Here is a 20,160-nt window from a genome sequence, read left to right as displayed (position 1 = left end):
GGACTAGAAAGTTGAAGGTAGAAACCTTTTTTGTTTATGATAATGTGATTATATTTACACCGGGCACAAGGGTTGTTATTATCCTTTTTTCTTGCCCGTTTTGCAAAGGAAGAATAAGAGTAAAACCTTTTATCTCAAAGCTATTTTTGTTGTCAACAAGCAAGGTTGATTTGTCGAGTGGAGTGATAATAACATTTTTCAGGGCAAGTTCGTAGTCTATAAACTGCTTTACGGTTGGTACCCACAAGAGTTTTTTAGAAGAGAGATACGACACAAGCCTTAAACTGTGGTCAAATTGAGGACTAAGATATACATTTTTATTCCTTGTTATAAAAAACTTATTTTTCTGCATAGGGTGTGCAAAGTAGTCGTGAATAATACAAACTCCGTTTTCATTTACAAACTTTTCAAGTTTCGGCTTTGTCAGCATCTTCAGCAAATTTCTATACCTTACAGAATTCCATTGGTACAAGGATTCTCCTTCACCAAAGTTGTAGTTTTTGAAAAAAATTTGAGGGTGTTTGTTTGTCTGGTTTGGCTCAAGCATGTTAAGGTCATCTAATTTTACATCCAAGTATGACCAGCAGTACTTATAACCGTACTTTAAAAAGAGATTAAATGTGTAGTTTTTGCTTGTCTTGATCGCACCTTCGCTTTTTAATCCACCGCAACGGGTACCATCAGAGAGACTGTGGTCTATCCAGTTGTCAAGCTTTAAATGGGATGTAGCCTCAAGGGCTTTTTGAATCAGCTGGGGTGTGTTTTCTTCTGCCACAGGCGATGCCGTATGAAGCACAACTTCTATACCCTTTTTAGCAAGAAATTCTATCAAATTTTTGTACTCAGGATTGTCAAATCCAGGTATTCCCTTAACTGATTTGTAAAAGAAACCCCATGTTATTGGAATATTATATCCAACAAATCCTTTTTTCATGAATGCTGGGTCTTTTGAATCTGTTGTACCAAACATCATAGCTTTTATGATAGAAATCATATTTGAATCAGAGTGGTGTGAGAAGACTAAAATTCCTTTTCTTCCGTCAGGTGCACGCGATTTTATAGCATACCTAAAGTCTGCAGGGAAGATGAAGAAAGAAAAGGTCTTTTCAAAGTCTTTCCTGAAAAACTGGGTTGTTGTCCATATATGTTCTTTGTTCTTTCCAATCAAGAAGTACTTGATATCCTCAGAATTTGAGAAAAACAAGTACACATTTGCTTTGTTTTTAAGATTGTAAGTTTCGATAGAATCATAATTGTTAGCGTAACCAATTGAGCAACTTTCGAGTTTAAGATAAAAATCCGAAAGAGAGTCTGTTACATACATAGGGTTTGTGAATTTAGAAAGCGAATAGTCACGCTTTAAGATAAAAAGAGGCTTAGTTTCAAGGACAAGGGGTGAGTATTCCTTGAAGACTTGATGGTTTACTTTTGACTTCAGAATTTCTTCAACCTCTATGACATCTTCGGAGGAAGATATAAAAATCTTTCTAATTATCTTTTGAAAGCCATTTTCAAATTCCTGTTCTATCAAGTTGTTGTATTTCTCAACACGCTTGAGTAGAAATGTATACTTTGATGGTTTTACAAAACTTGCTTTAAAGTTTCTAAACTGCACAGTTTGAATGTTATTACTATTTTGTGAAATCTCAAAAGTTATATACTTTGCATCAGTTGGCAGGGGGAAGGATGTCTTAAATGTTTCCCAACCGGGTGTAAACTTTATTTTTTCTGCCAAAGACAGTATCTTTGTTTTGCTTTCATTAAAAATAGCTATTTCAACATTGATGTTTTCCTCTTCTTTAGGATGATTAAGGGTTTTATAGTCCACTTTGTAGTCAAACTCAAGTACTGCAGATAGATATTCTTCCTTTTAAAAAGATAGGTGGTGATGTTATTTTATAAAATACATTTAAGGTGTGGAAATCAAGTTTTAAAACTTTGTTTTTGCCTACTGTCAAGAATGAAATGTCAGAAGGTTCACTTTTTTCAAACTTCCAGTGTATAGATCCGTTTTCGATAAAAGGAATATTCACTGAAAAGCTTTCTTCTTTTTTTGCTGAGGTAGTATTTAAAAACTCTGGGGGTAAAATCTTAGCAACAACTTGATTTCCTCTTGATATTTCAACTATGTTTTCTCTTGATTCAATTTTGAAATGTGTTTTTTCAGGTAATGTTTGTGTGCCTGTTGCAAGTGTTGGCTCAGGAAAAGCTATTGTTATGATTGCAAAAAGCAAAAGTATTGCAACTTTTTGCTTCAGCATCTTTTCTATCAGTTGCTCCCTTCTTTTTCTTAAGTGATTTCTGGATAATAATTATATGTGGGTTGTTGATAAAATTCAATTAAAAATCTTAGTCATTTTGTTTAATAAATTTAACAATATCAGATACAAACACAAATTTTATATTTTCTCTTTGAGCATCTTTTACTGCTTCTTTAAATGCCTCGATAGTTGTAAGTCCGCCGTCTTGACCTAAATGTCCTATTCCCACTGCAAAGCCCTTTTTCTTTGCAATGTTAAAAAGGAGTCTAAATCGGTCTTGTATAGATTTTAATTCGTTCTTTGTATCTACAATAACATCGTGAGAAATAACATCCACACCTTTTTGCTTTCCAATTCTTGGGAATAGCGATTTTGCTGATGCAGTTGAATCAACGATTATCATGTTATTTTCTTTAGCTAAGTTACAGAGCTTTTCTACTATTCTATCATTTGTACAAACAAGTGTTCCAAAATGAATACTAAAGCCTCTACTTTGTGGAATGTTTGCCATTGCATCTTTGAATATTCTCTCAATCTCATCATCAGGAGTGTTGTTCATAATACTTCTGGAAGCAAGCCAAATGGTATTTTGGTCTTCTGGTTCCATAGAAAGATGTATCAATGCCTCTTTTTTCTTTTGACTGCACATAAGAGCAATTTTATTTGAAAAGGGTAAAAATGGCATAATTGCCACATTGAAAGGAGGGTCAATCTCTAAGAGTTTTTGAACCTCTTGCTCGTCCATTCCTGCATCTTCGAATATTAAAGCTACATGAGCTTGAGATTGTGATGAGGTTTCAACAGCTTGTGGTTTTGGATTGTAAAAAATATAAACAAGAGCAAGAACAATAAAGCAACAGATAGCAAGTAAAGGAAGAAAAAATTGGCTTAGCTGTGCCTTTTTGATGACAATGAGGATATATCTTTTTATTTTCATGATTCTTTTGAAGGGCTTTTTGAGTCTCTTATAATAAATTATTCATTCAACATTTTTAATATACCACACCATTTCATTTTAGATTTTTCAAAAACTCTTCAAACTGCTGGGTAGACTCAATAGCATACTTTTTATGATACCTTACCTTGTTATACTCCTTGACCAGTTCCTCAATGATACTGCCATTTACAAGTTCACCTTTTGTAATCAGCCTTCCCATCTCGAGAGGAGTAAGTGTTGGTTTCAGGTTAAAGTTTTTCTTGTAATAGAAGTATTCCATTGTAATCTTGAAAATGATTCTGAGGCGCAAGTTCAAATCAGCAATCTTTTTGATATTTATCTTTTTAATCTTTATCTTCTGTGCTTTAACTTTTGACATACGTTTTGTAAATATAAAGGTCTTAACGTCAGTATAATTTTGACCTCTTTCTACCATTTGAATGTTTGCTGTAGCTTTTTCTAAAAGAATGAGAAAATTTCTTATAATCTCACTAATTACATTTTTTAAAAGTCCAAAAGTTTTGAAAATTAAGAATCCCAAAATTCCAAGTGCCAAAAGATAACCGATTATGTCAAGTATTTGAGAAAGTAAACTCTTTTTTGCAGACTTCATGTTCTTGAGAAAATCAGAAAGGCCGTCTGCAGAGTTTGTTGCAGATTTGGTTGGGGCCAAAAGTGAATTCAAAAACTCCACTATTTTCTTTATTACCATAAAGATAAATCTTATTATATCAACAATAAGGTCAACAATATATGGAGCAATTCCTTTAAATCTGAATAAAAAAAGTAGAATTACAATAAATACTATGCTAAGAAACATATTTATAAAGCTTATACTTGTTGAAATGCTAGTTTTTCTTCTGTATCTGCGGCTAATTATGTTTTCCAAGTTTACCCTATTGGAAAGATACACACTTGTTATAAGAAAGATTATTGAGTAAGTGGTATATTGGTTTATAATGTTCTTTGGGACATTCATAAAGCTTGAAAGTGCACCAACAATTACAATAGCCCAAAGTCCAGCTAAGATTGCTCCGAGGGAGATGTTGACTTCTTCTTTTTCATAAATGAAGTAAGAGTGAATATAAAGCCCCATGCAAAATATTTGACCTATGAACATTTCCAAAATTCCATAAGGCTTTAGAACAATCAAAGCAAAGCCTTGCGGGATTATTATTATGAACAAGATATTTAAGATCTTTTCCCACAGTCCTGTGCTTCTTTTTTTGATAAGATATGGAATTAGCAAAAATAGAGCATTCATTATCAAAAATGATATAAATAGATTGGATGGGTCCTTAGGCATGACAAACGAAGAAAACATCATAAAAATTGGGAAGACTAAGCTTGTTATTGCAAAAAGGTATATATATTTTGTTATAAACTGATTTGCATTTTCCAACTTGATTCACTCCATAAGCTTTTTACTGCTATAAATAATAGTATCACTAAAGATAAGTAGGATAAACATGTTTTTGCATACTTGGCTTACAAAAAAATTCAAAAAAATTTGTTAAAAATTAATAAAGAAAAAGGGTGAAAAGTTGATGTATATATATAATGTAATGAAAAAACTAATAGATTATGTAAGTTCTATGGAAGACATTCCCATAGCGGCAGCAGTGCTCAAAGATGGTGAGATTATTAGTATACAAAAAAATGATAGCAAAAATGCCATATTTCACGCAGAAATCCTTGCGATACTTGATGCCACATCGAAGTTATCTACAAAGGACTTAAGAGGCTGCGAGATGGTTGTTACAAAAGAGCCTTGTCCTATGTGTATGAGTGCGATAGTTCTAAGTAAGGTTGATAGGCTTTACTTTGGTGCAAGGGACTTTAAAATGGGAGCTGCAGAATCTTGTTTTAAGCTTTCTCAAGATCCAAACCTAAATCATAAAGTTGAAGTAATAGGCGGAATATGCGAAGAAGAATGCAAAGCCCTTTTAAAGAGTTTTTTTGAAAAAAGAAGGATTTAAAGGTGGAAATTCAAAAGATAAGTTGTGTAATGCTGAATTTTTAGGGGTATATATGTAATAGAAGGAATTCTTCAAAAGTTAAAAAGGTAGTTGTAGTGTAAAAAAATAATTTGAAAGAAGTAGTAATAAAATTTAGAAGAAGAAAGGTTGCGAGGAAGAAATGGAGAATAAGTTTTTACAGCTTGTTTTTAATAGCAGTCTTCAACTTGTCAAGACAATTGAAAAGGAGATACTTTCATTTTTGATGAGAGAGGCAGATGTTACTGCGGAAGAGCTTTTAGAATTCAAACTTATTGTAAATGAGCTTTTAATAAATGCCATTATTCATGGGAACAAAGGTGATAGTTCAAAAAGTGTGAAGGTAAAAATAGGGGTTGTTGATAAAAAACTTAGTTATATTGTGGTAGAAGATGAAGGTGAAGGGTTTGATATTGAAGAAGTGTTCAAAGAGTACACACCTTATGTGGAAGGTGAGAAAATTGAGGATTTGTACGAATTTGGACGAGGACTTATGATTGTTTCTTCTCTTTGTGAGAGGGTAAAACAAAATCAAAAGGGAAATAAGATTGTCGCTCTTCGAAGGCTTAAAAGAGAACAAGTCGATCATGTTTGATAACCCTTAATTGTCTTAAACTGTTAAAGGTTATAAAAGGCTGCGAAATAATAAAGCAGTCTTTTTTTATTTACCATTTTAGCAATTCATCTTGACCAATCTTGTGTATTTTTTTGAATTTCATATTGCAATTCCTCAAAAAATTGAGTAGAATAATAGCAAGTTGACACACAAATCCACATAGAAGAATAGGTGATGAAAGGTATGCTCTCTGCAACCAGAAGGCAGAAAATAAAGGAAATCTTAATGGAAAAAAAGAGCGTAACTGTCACAGAATTGTGCAATATATTCAACGTATCAGACGAAACAATAAGGCGTGACCTCAAGAAACTTGAGCAGGAAGGTATTATTGAAAAAAACTATGGAGGAGCAATTCTAAAAGAAGGATTTACTATTGTTCCACCTATTTCTCAAAGAGCAAAGGAATTTATAGAGGAGAAAGAGAAAATAGCAAAAGAGGCTGTGAAGAGAATTAAAGAAGGTATGATTGTAATCTTAGATACAGGTACAACTACTCAGCAGATAGCAAGAAATTTAAAGACAGCACAAAACATAACGGTGATTACAAATAGCGTAAATATTATAAACGAGCTTGTAACAAACAGCAATATTAACCTTTTCCTGGTTGGTGGTAAAGTAAAGAGTTCAAATTTTTCCATAGTAGGTCCTGAGGCGCAAAAAAGTTTTATGCAATTTAGTGCTGATATAGCGTTTATTGGAACAAGTGGAATTTCACTCGAAAAAGGACTTACCACCTCTGACATATTCGAAGCAGAGGTAAAGAAGGCAATGATTGAAAGCAGCAGAGAAGTAATAGTTGTTGCAGACAGCAGTAAGTTTTTGAAAAATGCTATGGTTTCGTTTTGCAGTTTGAATAAAATCACAGAGATTATAACCTCAGGGGAAATTGATAAGGATCTTATTGAAAAGTTTAGACAAAAAGGTGTAAAACTTACAATTGTATAATACGGTAAGTCTATTTTGAAAGGAGCAAAATTGATTCCATGAGTAAAATTCTCACCATTGACATAGGTACAACAGCTTGCAAGGTGATAGTTTTTGACTTGCAAGGTAATATTTTGGCAATGTCGAACAAAGACCCAGAGGGTGCTCAAAAGGTTATTGAAACTGCAAAAAAGATTTCGTATCGCTTAGGTTATGTTGAGGGAAAAGAAAAAATCTCGAAAGGGGAGAGCCTGTGAAATGGAAAAAGAACAAGTTTTGCAGAGGATTCATGAAAATGGGCTGGTTGTTGTAGTAAGAACAGAATCAAAAGAGAAAGCACTTAAAATTACAGAGGCTTGTATAAAAGGTGGAGCCTCAGCAATTGAAATCACATTTACTGTTCCGCATGCTGATGAGATTATTAGAACTCTTACAGCTTCCTACAGCGAAGATGAAATACTAATCGGCGCAGGGACAGTTTTGGATGCGGAGACTGCAAGGATTGCAATACTTGCTGGTGCTAAGTTTGTTGTAAGCCCATATCTAAATGTAGAGATGGTAAAACTTTGCAACAGGTATAGAATTGCATCTATGCCCGGGGCTATGACTATTAAAGAGGTGGTTGAGGCTTTAGAGTGTGGTGCTGATGTTGTGAAGATTTTCCCCGGAGAGCTTTTTGGTCCCAAAATAATAAAAGCTTACAAAGGACCTATCCCGCAGGCAAGGCTTATGCCAACTGGTGGTGTTGACCTTGACAATGTTGATGAATGGATGAAAGCAGGAGCTTTTGCAGTTGGTGTTGGCAGCAATATTACAAAGTACGCAGCAAATGAGCAATACGATAAAGTAGAAGAGGTTTGCAGACAGTTTGTAGAAAAAATAAACAATGCAAAGGGGAAGGTATAGATATGTTTGATGTGGTGGCGTTTGGCGAGATAATGTTAAGACTATCTCCACCCGGATATCAGAGGAGAATACAGGCATCCTCTTTTGACATCAACTTTGGCGGTGCTGAGGCAAATGTGGTGGTTGCGCTGTCCAACTTAGGAGCAAAAACAGCGTATGTTACTTTATTTCCGCCAAATCCTCTTGGCGATGCCACAGTGAATTACCTGAGAAAATTTGGGGTTGACACAAGCGCTATTGTGAAGAAAGGTAAAAGACTTGGGATATACTTTCTTGAAAAAGGGGTTGGGCAAAGGCCATCATCTGTTGTCTATGATAGGGCAGACTCTGCAATAAATGAGGTTCAACCAGGAGATATAGATTGGGAGAGAATTTTATCTAATACCAAGATATTCTTTTCCACAGGCATCACTGCAGCGTTGTCTGAAAATGTCTTAAATGAGCTAATTTCTGCGTTTCGTCTTGCAAAGCAAAAAGGAGTAAAGGTTGCGTTTGACATAAACTTCCGTTCAAAACTCTGGAGCTATGAAGAAGCACATGAAGTAATCTCACAGCTTATGCCATATGTTGATATTCTTATTACAAATGAAGAGCATGTAAGAAGAGTGTTAAAGATCGAGATTGAAAGAGAGTATTTTGATGGGATTGACCTGAAAGAAGAAGGACAAAAGATTCTGATTGAAAAACTGCAAAGCAAATACCATAATTTAGAAAAAGTAGTTTTAGCAGCAAGAAGAAGTATATCTTCTTCTAAAAACATATTTTTTGGTTATACAAAAGATGCAGATGGTAATATAGTTTTTTCATCAAAACGAGAGATAGAAGTTGTTGACAGAGTAGGAGGCGGCGATGCATTTACAGCAGGAGTAATTTATGGGATTTTAAATGGTCTTCCTGAAAAAGAGATGCTTGAGCTGTCAACATACATGTGCGCGCTAAAGCACACCATTGAAGGCGATGCTGCACTTGTGACCCTTGAAGAAGTAAAACAAGTGCTCTTGCAAGATGGTCATGGTTTGATGAAGAGGTAAAAAAAGCTAACTATTTGGGTTAGGAACAAAAGAAAAATGAATCAAAAAGGTTGTAGAAATTTAGGAAGAAAGTAAGAGAAAGGCTTTTGAGTGGAGAGGGCAAAGAGATTTACAGTAGAAGAAAGATAGAAGCAGTATTTGGGATAATAAAATAGAGGGTTGGATAAAATTGCCATCCAACCCTCTTGCTTTTTACTGGACTTTTTACTGGATAAGTTCAAGTTTAGTGCTCTCAAAATAGTTGACTCTGGTTATTTCAAAAATTATCGTTTTTGAGAAATCCTTTTGGTTTTAGTCCTCAGGTGGTTTGTACTTGCCTGCAACCAAGTCTTCTAAATCTTTTAATACCTTTTGAACCTGTTCTTTTGCAATCACGAAATCAGACTTTCCATTTCGAACAACCATGTAAAAATCGTCATTGTAAGGGATGTACTCCATCACATCAACTTTTTTATTGACAAGATAGAACTTCATGGTGACCTCAGGTGTGCCTGTTGGTTTTTTGTCATTTTCTCCGTCTACTAAAAGACCAATAATCTCTTGATAGAACTTTCTGAAAGTGTCTTCTGGAATTTTTCTGCCGTCCACTGTGAAGTTGTACTGATACTCGTCTGCTTCTTCTTCACTTCTTGCTTTTTTGATAAGCTTTTTGTTAAGTATCATTGTGTGCTTCTTGTCTTTTGTTATAACTTCAATTTTGTCAACATAGTCAATGTTCACTATATAAGCGAACTTCTCAATCAAATCAAATGGTTTTAAGGTATTGAGAAAATCTAACTTGTAACTTGCCATTGTGAATACCATGTTAGAACCTGCAAGCCTGCAGTAAATTAAGGAGTCGTTCATGTTATTGCCAATATACAGGTGCAAGGTGTTTTTGTTGTCCTTTACAATAAGCTCTGCTCTTGGGTCTTTGAGTCCATATTCAGGCTTGTTTGGATTTTCATCAACAATTTCTTCTACACTAAAGTTTGGAACATTTTCTACAAGCTCTGAAAGCTTATCACTTGAAACTCCGACAGGCTGACTATAAGGTTGAAGTAAATTCCAAAGTCTTACATAATACTTCAATTCGTTGTCTTGTTTATTCTTTTCATCTATCTTCTTAATTTCAATGGTTGGCTGACCTTTTCTCACAAGTTTTACATACTCGATGTTCTGTGTATCAATCTCTGGAATTCTTACACTCAAAAGTTTTTTGGGTGATATTGTAAAGTTTTCTGCATGATTAATCCAAACAACATATATCTTTGGGTCACCTTTTTTCATAAGGTAATAAGTGGAAGTTATTGGTGTTTCAGACCCAAGATAAAATGTAACTTTCTTTCCATTGCTGAGTGTTGCTTCCACAATTGATTTTGGATTGTCAAGACCGTATTTTTTAAGGTCTTTTGGGTTGCTATCAGCAATTTTTTCTGCAGTCATCTGAGCACATGAAAAGGCGATGTCGTCAATCTTGTCTTGGTCAAAGTACGAAGGGTTATTTATTCCATTAACAATCCATTTGCCCTTTACCTTTTCAAGAACAAGGTGGACGTCGTCATGCTTTATATCGATTTTTGTGATTTTATTTCTGTCGAAATTAGTTACAGTAACAGAGGCTGAAGAGGACTTTTTTTCTTCAGCCTCTTGTTTTTTCTTGTTCACATAGCTTACATAAAAGTACGCGCCAATTACAAGAACCAAAACCAAGAGTACTGACACAATTGTAAAAAGCCTGTTTTTCCTCTTTCTCATAGATGTCTCCTCCTCAGCCATACAGTTAATCCTAATACCAGAATAACAATTGGTATTCCGACAACAGTGATTGCTGCCCAGACCATAGCCTGTGTTGTGCTAATGTTAAGCCTGAAGGTTGTAAGGTCTTTTGGTTGAATTTGCAGAGTATCTTTTTTATCTTGTAGCCAATTAAGAGCATTTATTACAAAGTTCAGATTTCCAGGAACGCTCTTTGAAAATTGACTGTTCAAAAATGTTGCATTGCCAACTATTACAACCTTTGCATCTCTTGGTCGGAGCTTTGTATTGAAAGCATCTGCTTTGTCGGTGATTGCAACAGCTAAAGTAAATGGGCCGCTTTTATCGCCTTTTTCTTTGCTGAGCGATGTTGAGGTCAAATCCTTTCTCAGCCATGAGTTAGATGTTGTTGTAAGAAGTTTTTCAACTGTAATTGTTCTTTTTTTGAACTTTGTCTCAACAATTGGCTGGGCATTTGGTATGAGCATGTACATGTTGTTAAGGTCAATTGGGTTTACAATATCGTGTGATTCGAGCTTTGGTAGTATCCATACAGGATTTCCTGCATTGTAGTTGTTGTCACCTTCCATGACAATTCCATGTTCGAGTCTGACTCCCAAGCTTTCAAACAAGCTGTTGAAGTTTTTGAGCTCGTCTTTTAGTATGTCCATCAAAAACATTACACGCCCGCCGCTATTTATATAGTCTTTTAATTTTTTGAGCTCAATGTCTGAGATATCTGTCTTTGGAGAGATTACTATCACAGCTGTTGCATCTTGTGGCACACTTTTTTCTGTAAGGAGATTCAAATCTCTTATCTCATAGTTTGCAGCTTCAATCTCACTTGAGATGCCAAGCCTAACAAGCGTGTCCTCTCCATGACCTTTTAGCTCGTACAAAACGGGGCTTTTGTCAGATGTAACATACAAGATGGCAGGTGTCAGTTTTTGTTCTATTGTAAGACCGGTTACATTTGATTCGCCTGTCTGCTCATTGTATGAATAGTCAACCATGTCGTATCTGTTTATTACTCTGAACTTGTTGCCACTTTCAACAATGAGCGACCCTTCATCTATTTGTGTCTCACTAGTTTGATATTTTTTAACAAACCCTGGGTTTTTATATGGGTCTATGTATTTGATTTTTACATGCGAGGATTTTTCAGCATATTTTTGGATAAACTCAGAAATCACAGGGTTTTCATTTCCGGTCGGAAAAAGGGCATAGATAGTGACATCCTTTTTTAGATTTTTCAAAAGGTCAATCGTGGGCTTTGAAAGTGAGTACAGCCTGTTGTGTGTAAGGTCAAGCTTTGCTGGAATTTGACCAACCAGAAGGTTTAGAACTATAAGAATAGCAATTACAGATGCAGTTAGCATAGCAGCGTATCCGCCATATTTGAACTTTCTTGTTTTAAATGAGCTTTTTATACTCTTTAAATCAAGCTTCACCATTTTCTTCCCCCCTTTTTTAGCTCCATCTTCTTTTTTCAAGCACTCTTATTGTGAGGAATATGAACACAAATATAAAAGATAGATAATAAGCTATGGACGACAAGTCCAAAAGACCATTTGTAAATTTTTGATATCTGCTCAGAAGTGAGAACCATTTGAAAAATCTAACTATAGCATTATCATAAAACTCTGGTTTTAAAATGTATACTGCAACAAATGCTCCCGCTCCTATAGCTGCTGCTGATACACTAATGATTATATTTCTTATGGTGAGGTAAATCCACGCGCAAACCAGACCTACAAGGATTAGCACAAATATAAATCCTGCAACTCTGTCTGTTGGAAGAGCGCTTTCCAGCCAGTCTATAACCCATGTCAAAAGCAGGGCAGAAAATGTCACAACAGCTGCAATGAACTGGTTGTCTGTCAGTGATGATATAAAAAGACCTATTGAGATAAATGAACAGCCAAGAAGGAAAAATCCTATATATGCACCCAAGGTTTCTGCAACAGGAATGTCGCCGTAAAAAGAAAGTATTGTGGGATACAATACGGTAACAGCAATGGTAATAACAAAAACAGTAACGGCAGCTAAATACTTGCCAAGCACAATTTCAGTAAGCTTCAATGGCGATGTTAAAAGGAGCTGGTCTGTCTTTGTTCTTGCCTCTTCACTCAAAAGTCTCATTGTAAGCACCGGCACAACAACTAAGAATATGAATGTTATGTTACCAAGCACTAATGTATAGTTCGGGCTTGCTGGAAACAGGTTTGACACTGCAAAGAAAAATCCTGAAATCAAAAGGAAAAATCCCATGAATATATATCCTGTTGGTGTTGAGAAATATATTTTTAGCTCTTTTTTCAAAACTGCACTCATACAGCTTCAGCCTCCTTCTCCTCGGTTGTGAGCTGCAGGAATATCTCCTCAAGCGTCAGGTCAACCGCTCTCATCATCAGAATAGGAAGTTTTGCCTCGCTCAGCGCATAGAATATATCTGCCCTTATATCTATATCGTTTTCCGATTCAACAATGACCTCAACAGTGTTCGGTTCTTTTGGACCGATAAATTCAATGTATTTTACACCCGGCACCTTTTCAAGTATTCCATAAACCTTTTGTCTTTGACCTAAAACCCTTAGTTGAAGTTTGCTTCCATGGGTAAGCCTTTTAGATAGATTTTCGGGCGTGTCACTTGCAACTATCTTTCCCTTGTTGATTATTAAAACTCTTTCGCAAACAGCACTGACCTCTGGCAGGATATGTGAACTTAAGATTATTGTGTGTTCGTTTCGAAGATTCTTTATAACAGACCTTATTTCGATTATCTGCTTTGGGTCAAGTCCAATTGTGGGCTCATCCAAAATCAAAACAGGTGGATTTCCAATTAAAGCTTGTGCAAGCCCAACTCTCTGTTTATATCCTTTTGAAAGATTTTTTATGAGCCTGTTTCTCACATGGGCAATGCCAACAGTTTCCATTATCTTTTCCATGCTTCTCTTTTTCTCTTTTTTGTCCACCTTTTTGATATCGCTCACAAAATCAAGGTATTCTTGAACAGTCATATCAAGATAAAGCGGTGGGTTTTCTGGCAGATACCCAATTCTTCTCTTGACTTCTTCAGGTTCTTCTAAGATGTCAAATCCGTCAACATAGGCTGTTCCTTCTGTAGGTGATAGATAGCCCGTTATGATGTTCATGGTGGTAGACTTTCCAGCACCGTTTGGACCCAGAAAACCAACAATTTCCCCCTTTTGTACCTCAAATGAGATGTCGTGAATTGCATAGTGCTGACCATACTTTTTGGTTAAGTGTTCAACCCTTATCAAAAATATCCCTCCTCAAAGTAGCATATATATACGTGTACAATCTTAATTATAGTATAAACTATAACATAATGTGTGAACAATTTGTTAAATCATCTTTTACTTAGTTTCATTCAAATTTCTAAAAACCACTTGCCGTCATCATAAAAAAGATTAACCATTTTTCCATATACCATGCATTTAAATCTTATTCCTTGTCCACCTGCTTTAAAAGCAGCTGCATTTTTCTTTTCAATTATTTTATCAATTTCATATGTCTTTCCATCTATCCAAACAAATGAAATAGGTGTGAGCACACCATCTTTTGAAAAATGAGCATACACATCTACAAATACCTTTCTCATTGTCCACCCCTCCTGCTTTCTTAACCAGAAATTATTTGAAATAGGAAATGGGGTGAATTATGTGTTCATCAATGGGATTAGACTTCAAAGAAGGCTGTGTCAGAAAAAGTGCTGGCTGTACACAAAATTGACCAAATCGTCTTCTCAAGGTATCTAAAGTCTTTTCTAAGGATTCTAATTTGCACTTTTTAAAGTAGTCAAAGTTAAGCTGTTGCATCTCAAATTCTCCTACAAGGTCTGTTGCACGAATTCCAAGTGAACGCACGTTGGTTTTAAATGTCCAATTTTTTCTAAATATTTCAACTGACTTTTTGAATATTTCTCTTGCAAGATAGGTGAGCTGAGATAGCTTTTCTTGCCTGGTGATAGAAAATAGAAAATTGTCTCTAATCCACACTTGAATGGTAGTACATTTTAGATGTTGCCTTCTGAGCCTTTGGGCAACACTATCTGCTAAAATATAGAGAACATATTCGGCATCTTCAAAATTCACAAGGGCACGAGGAGTTGTTATGCTGTTTCCAATTCCTTTGATGTTTTCGTCAAAAAGCGGTGGTAAAACAGGTGTTGTATCAAGTCCATTTGCGAATATCCACAAAATTTCACCCCATTTCCCCAAAATCTTTTTAAGATATTCTACTGGAGTTTGAGCAAGCTGACCTACTGTTTTAATCCCATGAAAAATAAGCTTTTTTTCTGTACTTGGTCCCACATACAAAAGAGAAGATACAGAAAGACTCCACACTATTTCTTGGTAGTTTTGCTTACTGATAACTGTGACAGCATCAGGTTTTTTATAGTCACTTCCAAGCTTTGCAAAAACCTTGTTGTAAGAAACTCCAACTGATACTGTTATTCCAAGTTCATACTTGATTCTTTCCTTAATCTCGTAGGCAATTTTCCTACCATCTCCCAGAAGTTTTGTGCTCTGTGTTACATCAAGCCAGCACTCGTCAATTCCAAACGGTTCTACAAGATCTGTGTATTGGGAATAAATCTGCTGAGCAAGTTTAGAAAATCGCAAATAAAGAGGGTAATTAGGTTTTAGTATAACAAGGTCTGGGCACTTTTTGAGTGCTTGCCAAATAGCCTCTCCTGTTTGCACTCCAAAGATTTTTGCTATCTGATTTTTGGCAAGGACAATACCGTGCCTTGGCTCTGGGTCACCACAAACAGCAACAGGTTTATTCTTTAGCTCAGGCCTGTAGAGACATTCAACAGATGCGTAAAAGTTGTTCAAATCACAGTGGAGAATCACCCGACTCATTCAAAACACCCAAGTGAATAAATGTTTGTATATATTATATAACTGAACACTTGTTTGGTAAATAGAAAATAATAGAAACAAAACAAACTACAGATAACATAAATTTTTCAACAAAAAAGGACTCTCCGCTTTTTTGCAGAGAGTCCTTTTTGCCTTAAGCTTTATGTATTTTTTAAATCTTCACACCCTTTAAAAATGCGATATCTTGCATATTTTTCCCACATACTGATTCAATAATTGTCATATCCTTTTCAAGTTTTACAATTTTTTGAGTATTCTCTTCAGTTTGTTTAAATAGAGCTTGGTGTTCTTTGCTGTTATTTGAAATTACAGAGTTTAACAAACCTTCCATCCTTGCAAGCTGGTGAGTAAAGTTGTCGTGTTCAGCTTTGTTTACCTGTGCTAAATGTTCTAATGCTTTTAAGATTTGAGTATTTTCTGCAACTTGAAGTTCTAATTTTTCAACTCTCTTTTCGAGACTATCAACTCTCTTTTCAAGGTTTTCAACTCTCTTTTCAAGGCTTTCGACTTTCGCTTCAAGTCTGTCAAGTCTTGCCTCAAGCCTGTCAATCTTTTGGTCCAAGGTTTCAACCTTTTGTAAGATAAGCTCTAAGATTTCTCTATCACTCATCTTTATCTCCTCACAAAAGTTAAAATACGACTTGACTATAATTATAACTCATCTAATTTGGAAAAATCTATTCAGAAGATTATAAGAAAACATAGCCCAAGAAAATTAGGTATAAAACCCCACCAAACAAAAGTGCAAATGGGTTTACAGATTTTTTAATCTTAACCCATATAAGATTTAGAAGTGCGGACATAAATGCTAAGATAGCTGAAACCATTGTTATACCTCTTAAATTCCATGGTGTAAATATTATTCCAAATACAACTGGAACAGAAGATTGAAATACCATTGCACCTGTGATATTTCCCAGTGCAAGAGTGTCTTTTTTCTTTCCAATCCAGATAATAGAGTTTAGTTTTTCAGGTAGCTCTGTTGCAATAGGTGTAATGATTATTGAAAGTATTAGTGCAGGAACGCTAATCATAATTGCAACTTTTTGAACATAATCAACAAACAAGTGTGCACCATAGATTATAAGCAGCAATGAAAAAAGAAGCTGAGAAAGTATCCACAGAAGGTTGTTTGGGAGTTTTAAAAACTTTGTAAAGTAAAGTTCTTCCAATTCTTCTCCTTCGGTATCTTCACTCTCATCTGCAAGTGTCTTTTTGACATAGACAAGATAAGCAACGAACAGTCCAATTGCTATTATTGTCTTTATAGTTTTATGATTGTGAATAAATGTTGTCACAACTGCAACTCCATAAACAATGAGAAAGTAAGTAAGGTCGCGTTCGAATACGCTCAAATCAACGTTCATCTTCAAGGTTCTTTTCTTAAAAAGAGTGTAAACTATCACTGCAAGTCCAGTTATGAAAAAGGCCAAAGTACCGAGCATAAAAGGGGCGCCGGCAATTGCTCCAATACCAACATCATGTGAACTTTCTCCTTTGGCAAACAGAATTGCAATAATAGGTATTATGGTCTCAGGAAGGGCAGTTCCAACTGCTGCCAGGATACTTCCAACTGCCCCTTGTCCTAAGTTTATTCTTTTGCCAAACCACTCAACTGCATTTGTGAAAAAAGTGCAACCAAAAAGTATTATAAACAAAGAGAAAATCAGCTTTATAACATATGATATTACCACCTTAGTTATCCCTTTCTATTGTTAATGCTTCAAGCTAATACTTTAATAAGAATACTACTTTGATACAAAAAGTGTCAAGTGAAAGCAAATGCTAAATTTTTCAGAAGTATATTTTGATCTTATTCTTTATGAAAGTGACGTGTAAAGTATTTTACTACTTCCACAATAGGAACTATAGAAAGTGACGCTAAAATTATGATTGTCCACTGCTCAAAGTTTAAAAAGGTCAGTTTGAATAATTCTCTAAGCGGTGCAACTGTTAGCACTACAACCTGAAGCAAAAATGAAGCTATAAAAGCAAGGTTTAGGTATTTGTTAGAAAACACTCCCATTTTAAATAGCGAATTGATGTTTGAACGCACATTGTATGCATGAGTAAGTTGTATGAGGCTCAGTAGCATGAAGGTCATGGTGATGGCAGTTTTGTGGCCATATAATTTATTTCCAATAAAGAATACCAGCAATGTTATCAAGCCTTTAAGAAAACCTTGATACAGAATTGAAAAGCCAACCCCACCAGCAAATATATTTTCTTGAGTTTTCTTTGGCTTTCTTTTCATTACATCACTTTCTGCTTTTTCCATACTGAGTGCTAAAGCTGGGAAAGTGTCAGTAACAAGGTTTACCCAGAGAATATGAATCGGGTATAATACTACCCAGTTTAAAAGTGTTGCAAAGAACAGTGTTACAACTTCTCCAACATTTGATGAAAGCAAAAATTGAATGGTCTTTCGTATGTTGTCATAAGTCTTTCTTCCTTCTTCAACAGCTGCAACAATTGTTGCAAAGTTATCATCTGCTAAGATAACATCAGATACATTCTTTGTTACATCCGTTCCTGTTATTCCCATGCCAATTCCAATATCAGCTGCTTTCAAAGCGGGTGCATCGTTCACTCCATCGCCCGTCATAGCGACTATTTTACCATGACTTTTCCACGCTTTAACAATTCTTAATTTGTGCTCTGGAGACACTCTTGCGTAAACTTTTACCTCTTTTACTTTTTCTTTTAATTGTTGATCATCTAATTTTTCAATTTCACTGCCTGTCAGAACCTGCGAAAGTTCGTCTTTGTTTTTATCAATTATCTTCAATTCTTTTGCAATTGCTACAGCTGTGTCTTTGTGGTCTCCTGTTATCATCACAGGTGTGATACCTGCTTGATAGCATACCTCAACTGCATTGTAGGCTTCTGGGCGTGGTGGGTCTATCATTCCAACAAGTCCTATGAAGATGAGATTGTCTTCAATAGCATTTTTGTCATCTAATTGAGTTCTATCAATTTCTTTGTATGCAAAAGCTAAAACTCTAAGCGCATTGGAGGACATTTCTTTGTTTGCCTGCAAGATTTTGTGGTGCATATTTTCGTCAAGAGGTAGTATTTCATCATTTACCATTATAAATTTGCATATGTTAATTATTACATCTACAGCACCTTTGGAAAACACAAAAAGTTTTTCGTCATTTCTAATTTCATGCACAGTTGTCATCATCTTTCTAACAGAATCAAAAGGTATTTCGTAAACTCGCTTTAATACCTTCTCAATTGCATTCTTGTTAAAGCCCTTTTCATAGGCGAATTTTACCAAAGCAATTTCAGTCGGGTCGCCAATAAAATGAGGATGTTTATTAATCAAGTCTACCTTTACATCATTGCAAAGTGCCATTATGTGAAGCAAAGTCTTTGTTGTATTATCTTCATGTTCAAAGTTCTCAACCAGGTTATCATTGCAATAAATTTTTACAACATTCATCTTATTTTGAGTAAGTGTACCTGTTTTATCAGAACAAATAACTTCAACTCTTCCTAAGGTTTCAATCGAAGACAGTCTTCTTATGATAGCATTTCGTTTTGCCATTTTTTGAACACCAATTGCAAGGACAATTGTCACCACAGCAGGAAGACCTTCAGGAATTGCAGCAACAGCCAATGACACAGCTGTTAAAAACATTTCAAACGTCTCTCGACCGTAAAGAAGTCCTGTCACAAAAACAATAAAGGCAATTGCCAGTATTCCAAATGTGAGATATTTACCAATTTCTTCTAACTTCTCATGAAGAGGAGTTTTGGTGTCAATTGTGGACTGGATATTTACAAAATTTGCAATTTTGCCTATCTCTGTTTTCATTCCTGTTGCAACAACCACGCCTTTTCCTCGACCATACGTTACAATTGTTCCCATGAAAGCCATATTAGTCCTTTCTGCAAGAGGAGTTGACTCGTCAAGAACATTGTTTGCCTCTTTTTCAACAGGAACAGATTCGCCAGTTAAAGCTGACTCATCAATTTTAAGATTAACGCTTTCAATGAGTCTCAAATCTGCAGGGACGATATCTCCAGCTTCAATCTCAATTATATCTCCAACTACTATTTCATCGGTTCTGATTTGCATCAAATGTCCGTCTCTGTAGACTTTTGCATATGGCATATTAAGTTTTTTTAGGGCATCTATTGCTTTTTCAGCTTTCAGCTCTTGCGCGACTCCAAAGACTGCGTTGATGAGCAGGACTGCTACGATGATTGCAGCGTCTGCCGCCTCGCCGAGAAGGATTGATATAACTGCAGCAGCAAGCAGTACGAATACCATCACGTTTTTGAATTGTTCCAAGAAAAGAAGAAATATTGATTTCTTTTTTCCTTCTTCAATTATATTTTTTCCATACACTTTAAGCCTTTGTTCGGCTTCTTCGGATGAAAGTCCATTTAGAGTGGTTTTGAGGTTTTCCAAAATTGTTTCTATGTCCTTTGAGTGAAAATTAGAAATATTTTGGTTCAACTTTAAATTCCCCCTCCTCATGAGTATTTTGTAGAGTTTTTAGAAGTTCCCATCAAAAACTATTATGGTTTTAAAAACATCTTTTTAAAAGACAAATAAAAAAAAACTTTTAACATGTGATGTAAATTATCACATGTTAAAAGTCTCGCACGCCCTTTTTTGGGCCCTTATCCCCAGAGAAGGCAAAAGACCTCCTCGCGGATGTTGAGGATAAGGCTTTCGGTGCTACTCCCTTTTAACATAAACAAAAGGAGGTAGCAGTATTTAATTGTGTATTATATTCTACCTTAAGAAAATGAAAATTTCAAGCCATTTTTAAAATTTATGTAAAAGACTTAGATGCCAGAATTAGTTATAAAATCTATAT

General features: G+C 35.3%; 19 protein-coding genes. 6 read left to right on the top strand and 13 right to left on the bottom strand.

Annotated features, from left to right (window positions below; genetic code table 11):
• Window positions 1-34 precede the first annotated feature (34 nt).
• The 4 genes from OTJ99_RS11010 to OTJ99_RS10995 form a co-directional block, all read right to left on the bottom strand.
• Window positions 35-1,828 carry a hypothetical protein gene (locus tag OTJ99_RS11010; RefSeq protein ID WP_235374954.1) on the bottom strand — a complete coding sequence of 598 codons (1,794 nt, stop codon included), beginning with the start codon at window positions 1,826-1,828 and terminating at the stop codon, window positions 35-37.
• Between the two features lie 13 nt (window positions 1,829-1,841).
• Window positions 1,842-2,261: a hypothetical protein gene (locus OTJ99_RS11005; RefSeq protein WP_235374956.1), complete on the bottom strand. Its 420-nt coding sequence runs from the start codon at window positions 2,259-2,261 to the stop codon at window positions 1,842-1,844.
• Between the two features lie 88 nt (window positions 2,262-2,349).
• Window positions 2,350-3,198: a divergent polysaccharide deacetylase family protein gene (locus tag OTJ99_RS11000; protein WP_045166199.1), complete on the bottom strand. Its 849-nt coding sequence runs from the start codon at window positions 3,196-3,198 to the stop codon at window positions 2,350-2,352.
• Between the two features lie 73 nt (window positions 3,199-3,271).
• Entirely contained in the window at window positions 3,272-4,600 is a 1,329-nt protein-coding gene (locus OTJ99_RS10995) for a hypothetical protein (RefSeq protein WP_045166200.1), read from the bottom strand.
• Between the two features lie 145 nt (window positions 4,601-4,745).
• Here OTJ99_RS10995 and OTJ99_RS10990 point away from each other — a divergent pair, with 145 nt between their 5' ends.
• The 6 genes from OTJ99_RS10990 to OTJ99_RS10965 all read left to right on the top strand — a co-directional run bounded on the left by OTJ99_RS10990 (window position 4,746) and on the right by OTJ99_RS10965 (window position 8,672).
• The gene (locus tag OTJ99_RS10990; protein ID WP_045166201.1) at window positions 4,746-5,177 is read left to right on the top strand and encodes a nucleoside deaminase; all 432 of its coding nucleotides are present in this window, start codon (window positions 4,746-4,748) and stop codon (window positions 5,175-5,177) included.
• A gap of 160 nt (window positions 5,178-5,337) precedes the next feature.
• Window positions 5,338-5,790, top strand: coding sequence for an ATP-binding protein (locus OTJ99_RS10985; RefSeq protein ID WP_045166202.1), 453 nt, complete (start codon window positions 5,338-5,340; stop codon window positions 5,788-5,790).
• A 204-nt stretch (window positions 5,791-5,994) separates the two neighbouring features.
• The gene (locus tag OTJ99_RS10980; RefSeq protein ID WP_045166411.1) at window positions 5,995-6,756 is read left to right on the top strand and encodes a DeoR/GlpR family DNA-binding transcription regulator; all 762 of its coding nucleotides are present in this window, start codon (window positions 5,995-5,997) and stop codon (window positions 6,754-6,756) included.
• A 38-nt stretch (window positions 6,757-6,794) separates the two neighbouring features.
• On the top strand, window positions 6,795-6,992 hold the full coding sequence (locus tag OTJ99_RS10975; RefSeq protein ID WP_045166203.1) for a hypothetical protein: 198 nt from the start codon (window positions 6,795-6,797) through the stop codon (window positions 6,990-6,992).
• Window position 6,993: 1 nt separating this feature from the next.
• Window positions 6,994-7,641 (top strand): bifunctional 2-keto-4-hydroxyglutarate aldolase/2-keto-3-deoxy-6-phosphogluconate aldolase, encoded by a 648-nt coding sequence (locus OTJ99_RS10970; RefSeq protein WP_045166204.1) that lies wholly within the window; start codon window positions 6,994-6,996, stop codon window positions 7,639-7,641.
• Between the two features lie 2 nt (window positions 7,642-7,643).
• Entirely contained in the window at window positions 7,644-8,672 is a 1,029-nt protein-coding gene (locus OTJ99_RS10965) for a sugar kinase (protein WP_045166205.1), read from the top strand.
• A 291-nt stretch (window positions 8,673-8,963) separates the two neighbouring features.
• Here OTJ99_RS10965 and OTJ99_RS10960 read toward each other — a convergent pair whose 3' ends face one another.
• The 9 genes from OTJ99_RS10960 to OTJ99_RS10920 all read right to left on the bottom strand — a co-directional run bounded on the left by OTJ99_RS10960 (window position 8,964) and on the right by OTJ99_RS10920 (window position 19,793).
• The gene (locus OTJ99_RS10960) at window positions 8,964-10,409 is read right to left on the bottom strand and encodes a DUF4340 domain-containing protein (RefSeq protein WP_045166206.1); all 1,446 of its coding nucleotides are present in this window, start codon (window positions 10,407-10,409) and stop codon (window positions 8,964-8,966) included.
• Window positions 10,406-11,863: a GldG family protein gene (locus tag OTJ99_RS10955; RefSeq protein WP_045166207.1), complete on the bottom strand. Its 1,458-nt coding sequence runs from the start codon at window positions 11,861-11,863 to the stop codon at window positions 10,406-10,408. The genes OTJ99_RS10960 and OTJ99_RS10955 overlap by 4 nt, the downstream gene beginning before the upstream one ends.
• A gap of 16 nt (window positions 11,864-11,879) precedes the next feature.
• The gene (locus OTJ99_RS10950) at window positions 11,880-12,743 is read right to left on the bottom strand and encodes an ABC transporter permease (RefSeq protein ID WP_045166208.1); all 864 of its coding nucleotides are present in this window, start codon (window positions 12,741-12,743) and stop codon (window positions 11,880-11,882) included.
• Window positions 12,740-13,693, bottom strand: coding sequence for an ABC transporter ATP-binding protein (locus tag OTJ99_RS10945; RefSeq protein WP_045166209.1), 954 nt, complete (start codon window positions 13,691-13,693; stop codon window positions 12,740-12,742). The genes OTJ99_RS10950 and OTJ99_RS10945 overlap by 4 nt, the downstream gene beginning before the upstream one ends.
• 110 nt (window positions 13,694-13,803) lie before the next feature.
• Window positions 13,804-14,034, bottom strand: a complete 231-nt coding sequence (locus OTJ99_RS10940; RefSeq protein WP_045166210.1) for a hypothetical protein — start codon at window positions 14,032-14,034, stop codon at window positions 13,804-13,806.
• Window positions 14,035-14,065: 31 nt separating this feature from the next.
• Window positions 14,066-15,301 carry a DNA polymerase Y family protein gene (locus OTJ99_RS10935; protein ID WP_045166211.1) on the bottom strand — a complete coding sequence of 412 codons (1,236 nt, stop codon included), beginning with the start codon at window positions 15,299-15,301 and terminating at the stop codon, window positions 14,066-14,068.
• Window positions 15,302-15,473: 172 nt separating this feature from the next.
• Window positions 15,474-15,932 (bottom strand): nucleopolyhedrovirus P10 family protein, encoded by a 459-nt coding sequence (locus OTJ99_RS10930; protein WP_045166212.1) that lies wholly within the window; start codon window positions 15,930-15,932, stop codon window positions 15,474-15,476.
• Window positions 15,933-16,011: 79 nt separating this feature from the next.
• On the bottom strand, window positions 16,012-17,016 hold the full coding sequence (locus OTJ99_RS10925; protein ID WP_045166213.1) for a sodium:calcium antiporter: 1,005 nt from the start codon (window positions 17,014-17,016) through the stop codon (window positions 16,012-16,014).
• 119 nt (window positions 17,017-17,135) lie between these two features.
• Window positions 17,136-19,793, bottom strand: coding sequence for a calcium-translocating P-type ATPase, SERCA-type (locus OTJ99_RS10920; protein ID WP_045166214.1), 2,658 nt, complete (start codon window positions 19,791-19,793; stop codon window positions 17,136-17,138).
• Window positions 19,794-20,160 lie beyond the last annotated feature (367 nt).

The organism is Caldicellulosiruptor naganoensis, from assembly GCF_026914285.1.
Classification (GTDB): domain Bacteria; phylum Bacillota; class Thermoanaerobacteria; order Caldicellulosiruptorales; family Caldicellulosiruptoraceae; genus Caldicellulosiruptor; species Caldicellulosiruptor naganoensis.
Note: the sequence above shows the minus strand (reverse complement) of the source record. Positions and strands in the feature narration are given on the sequence as shown.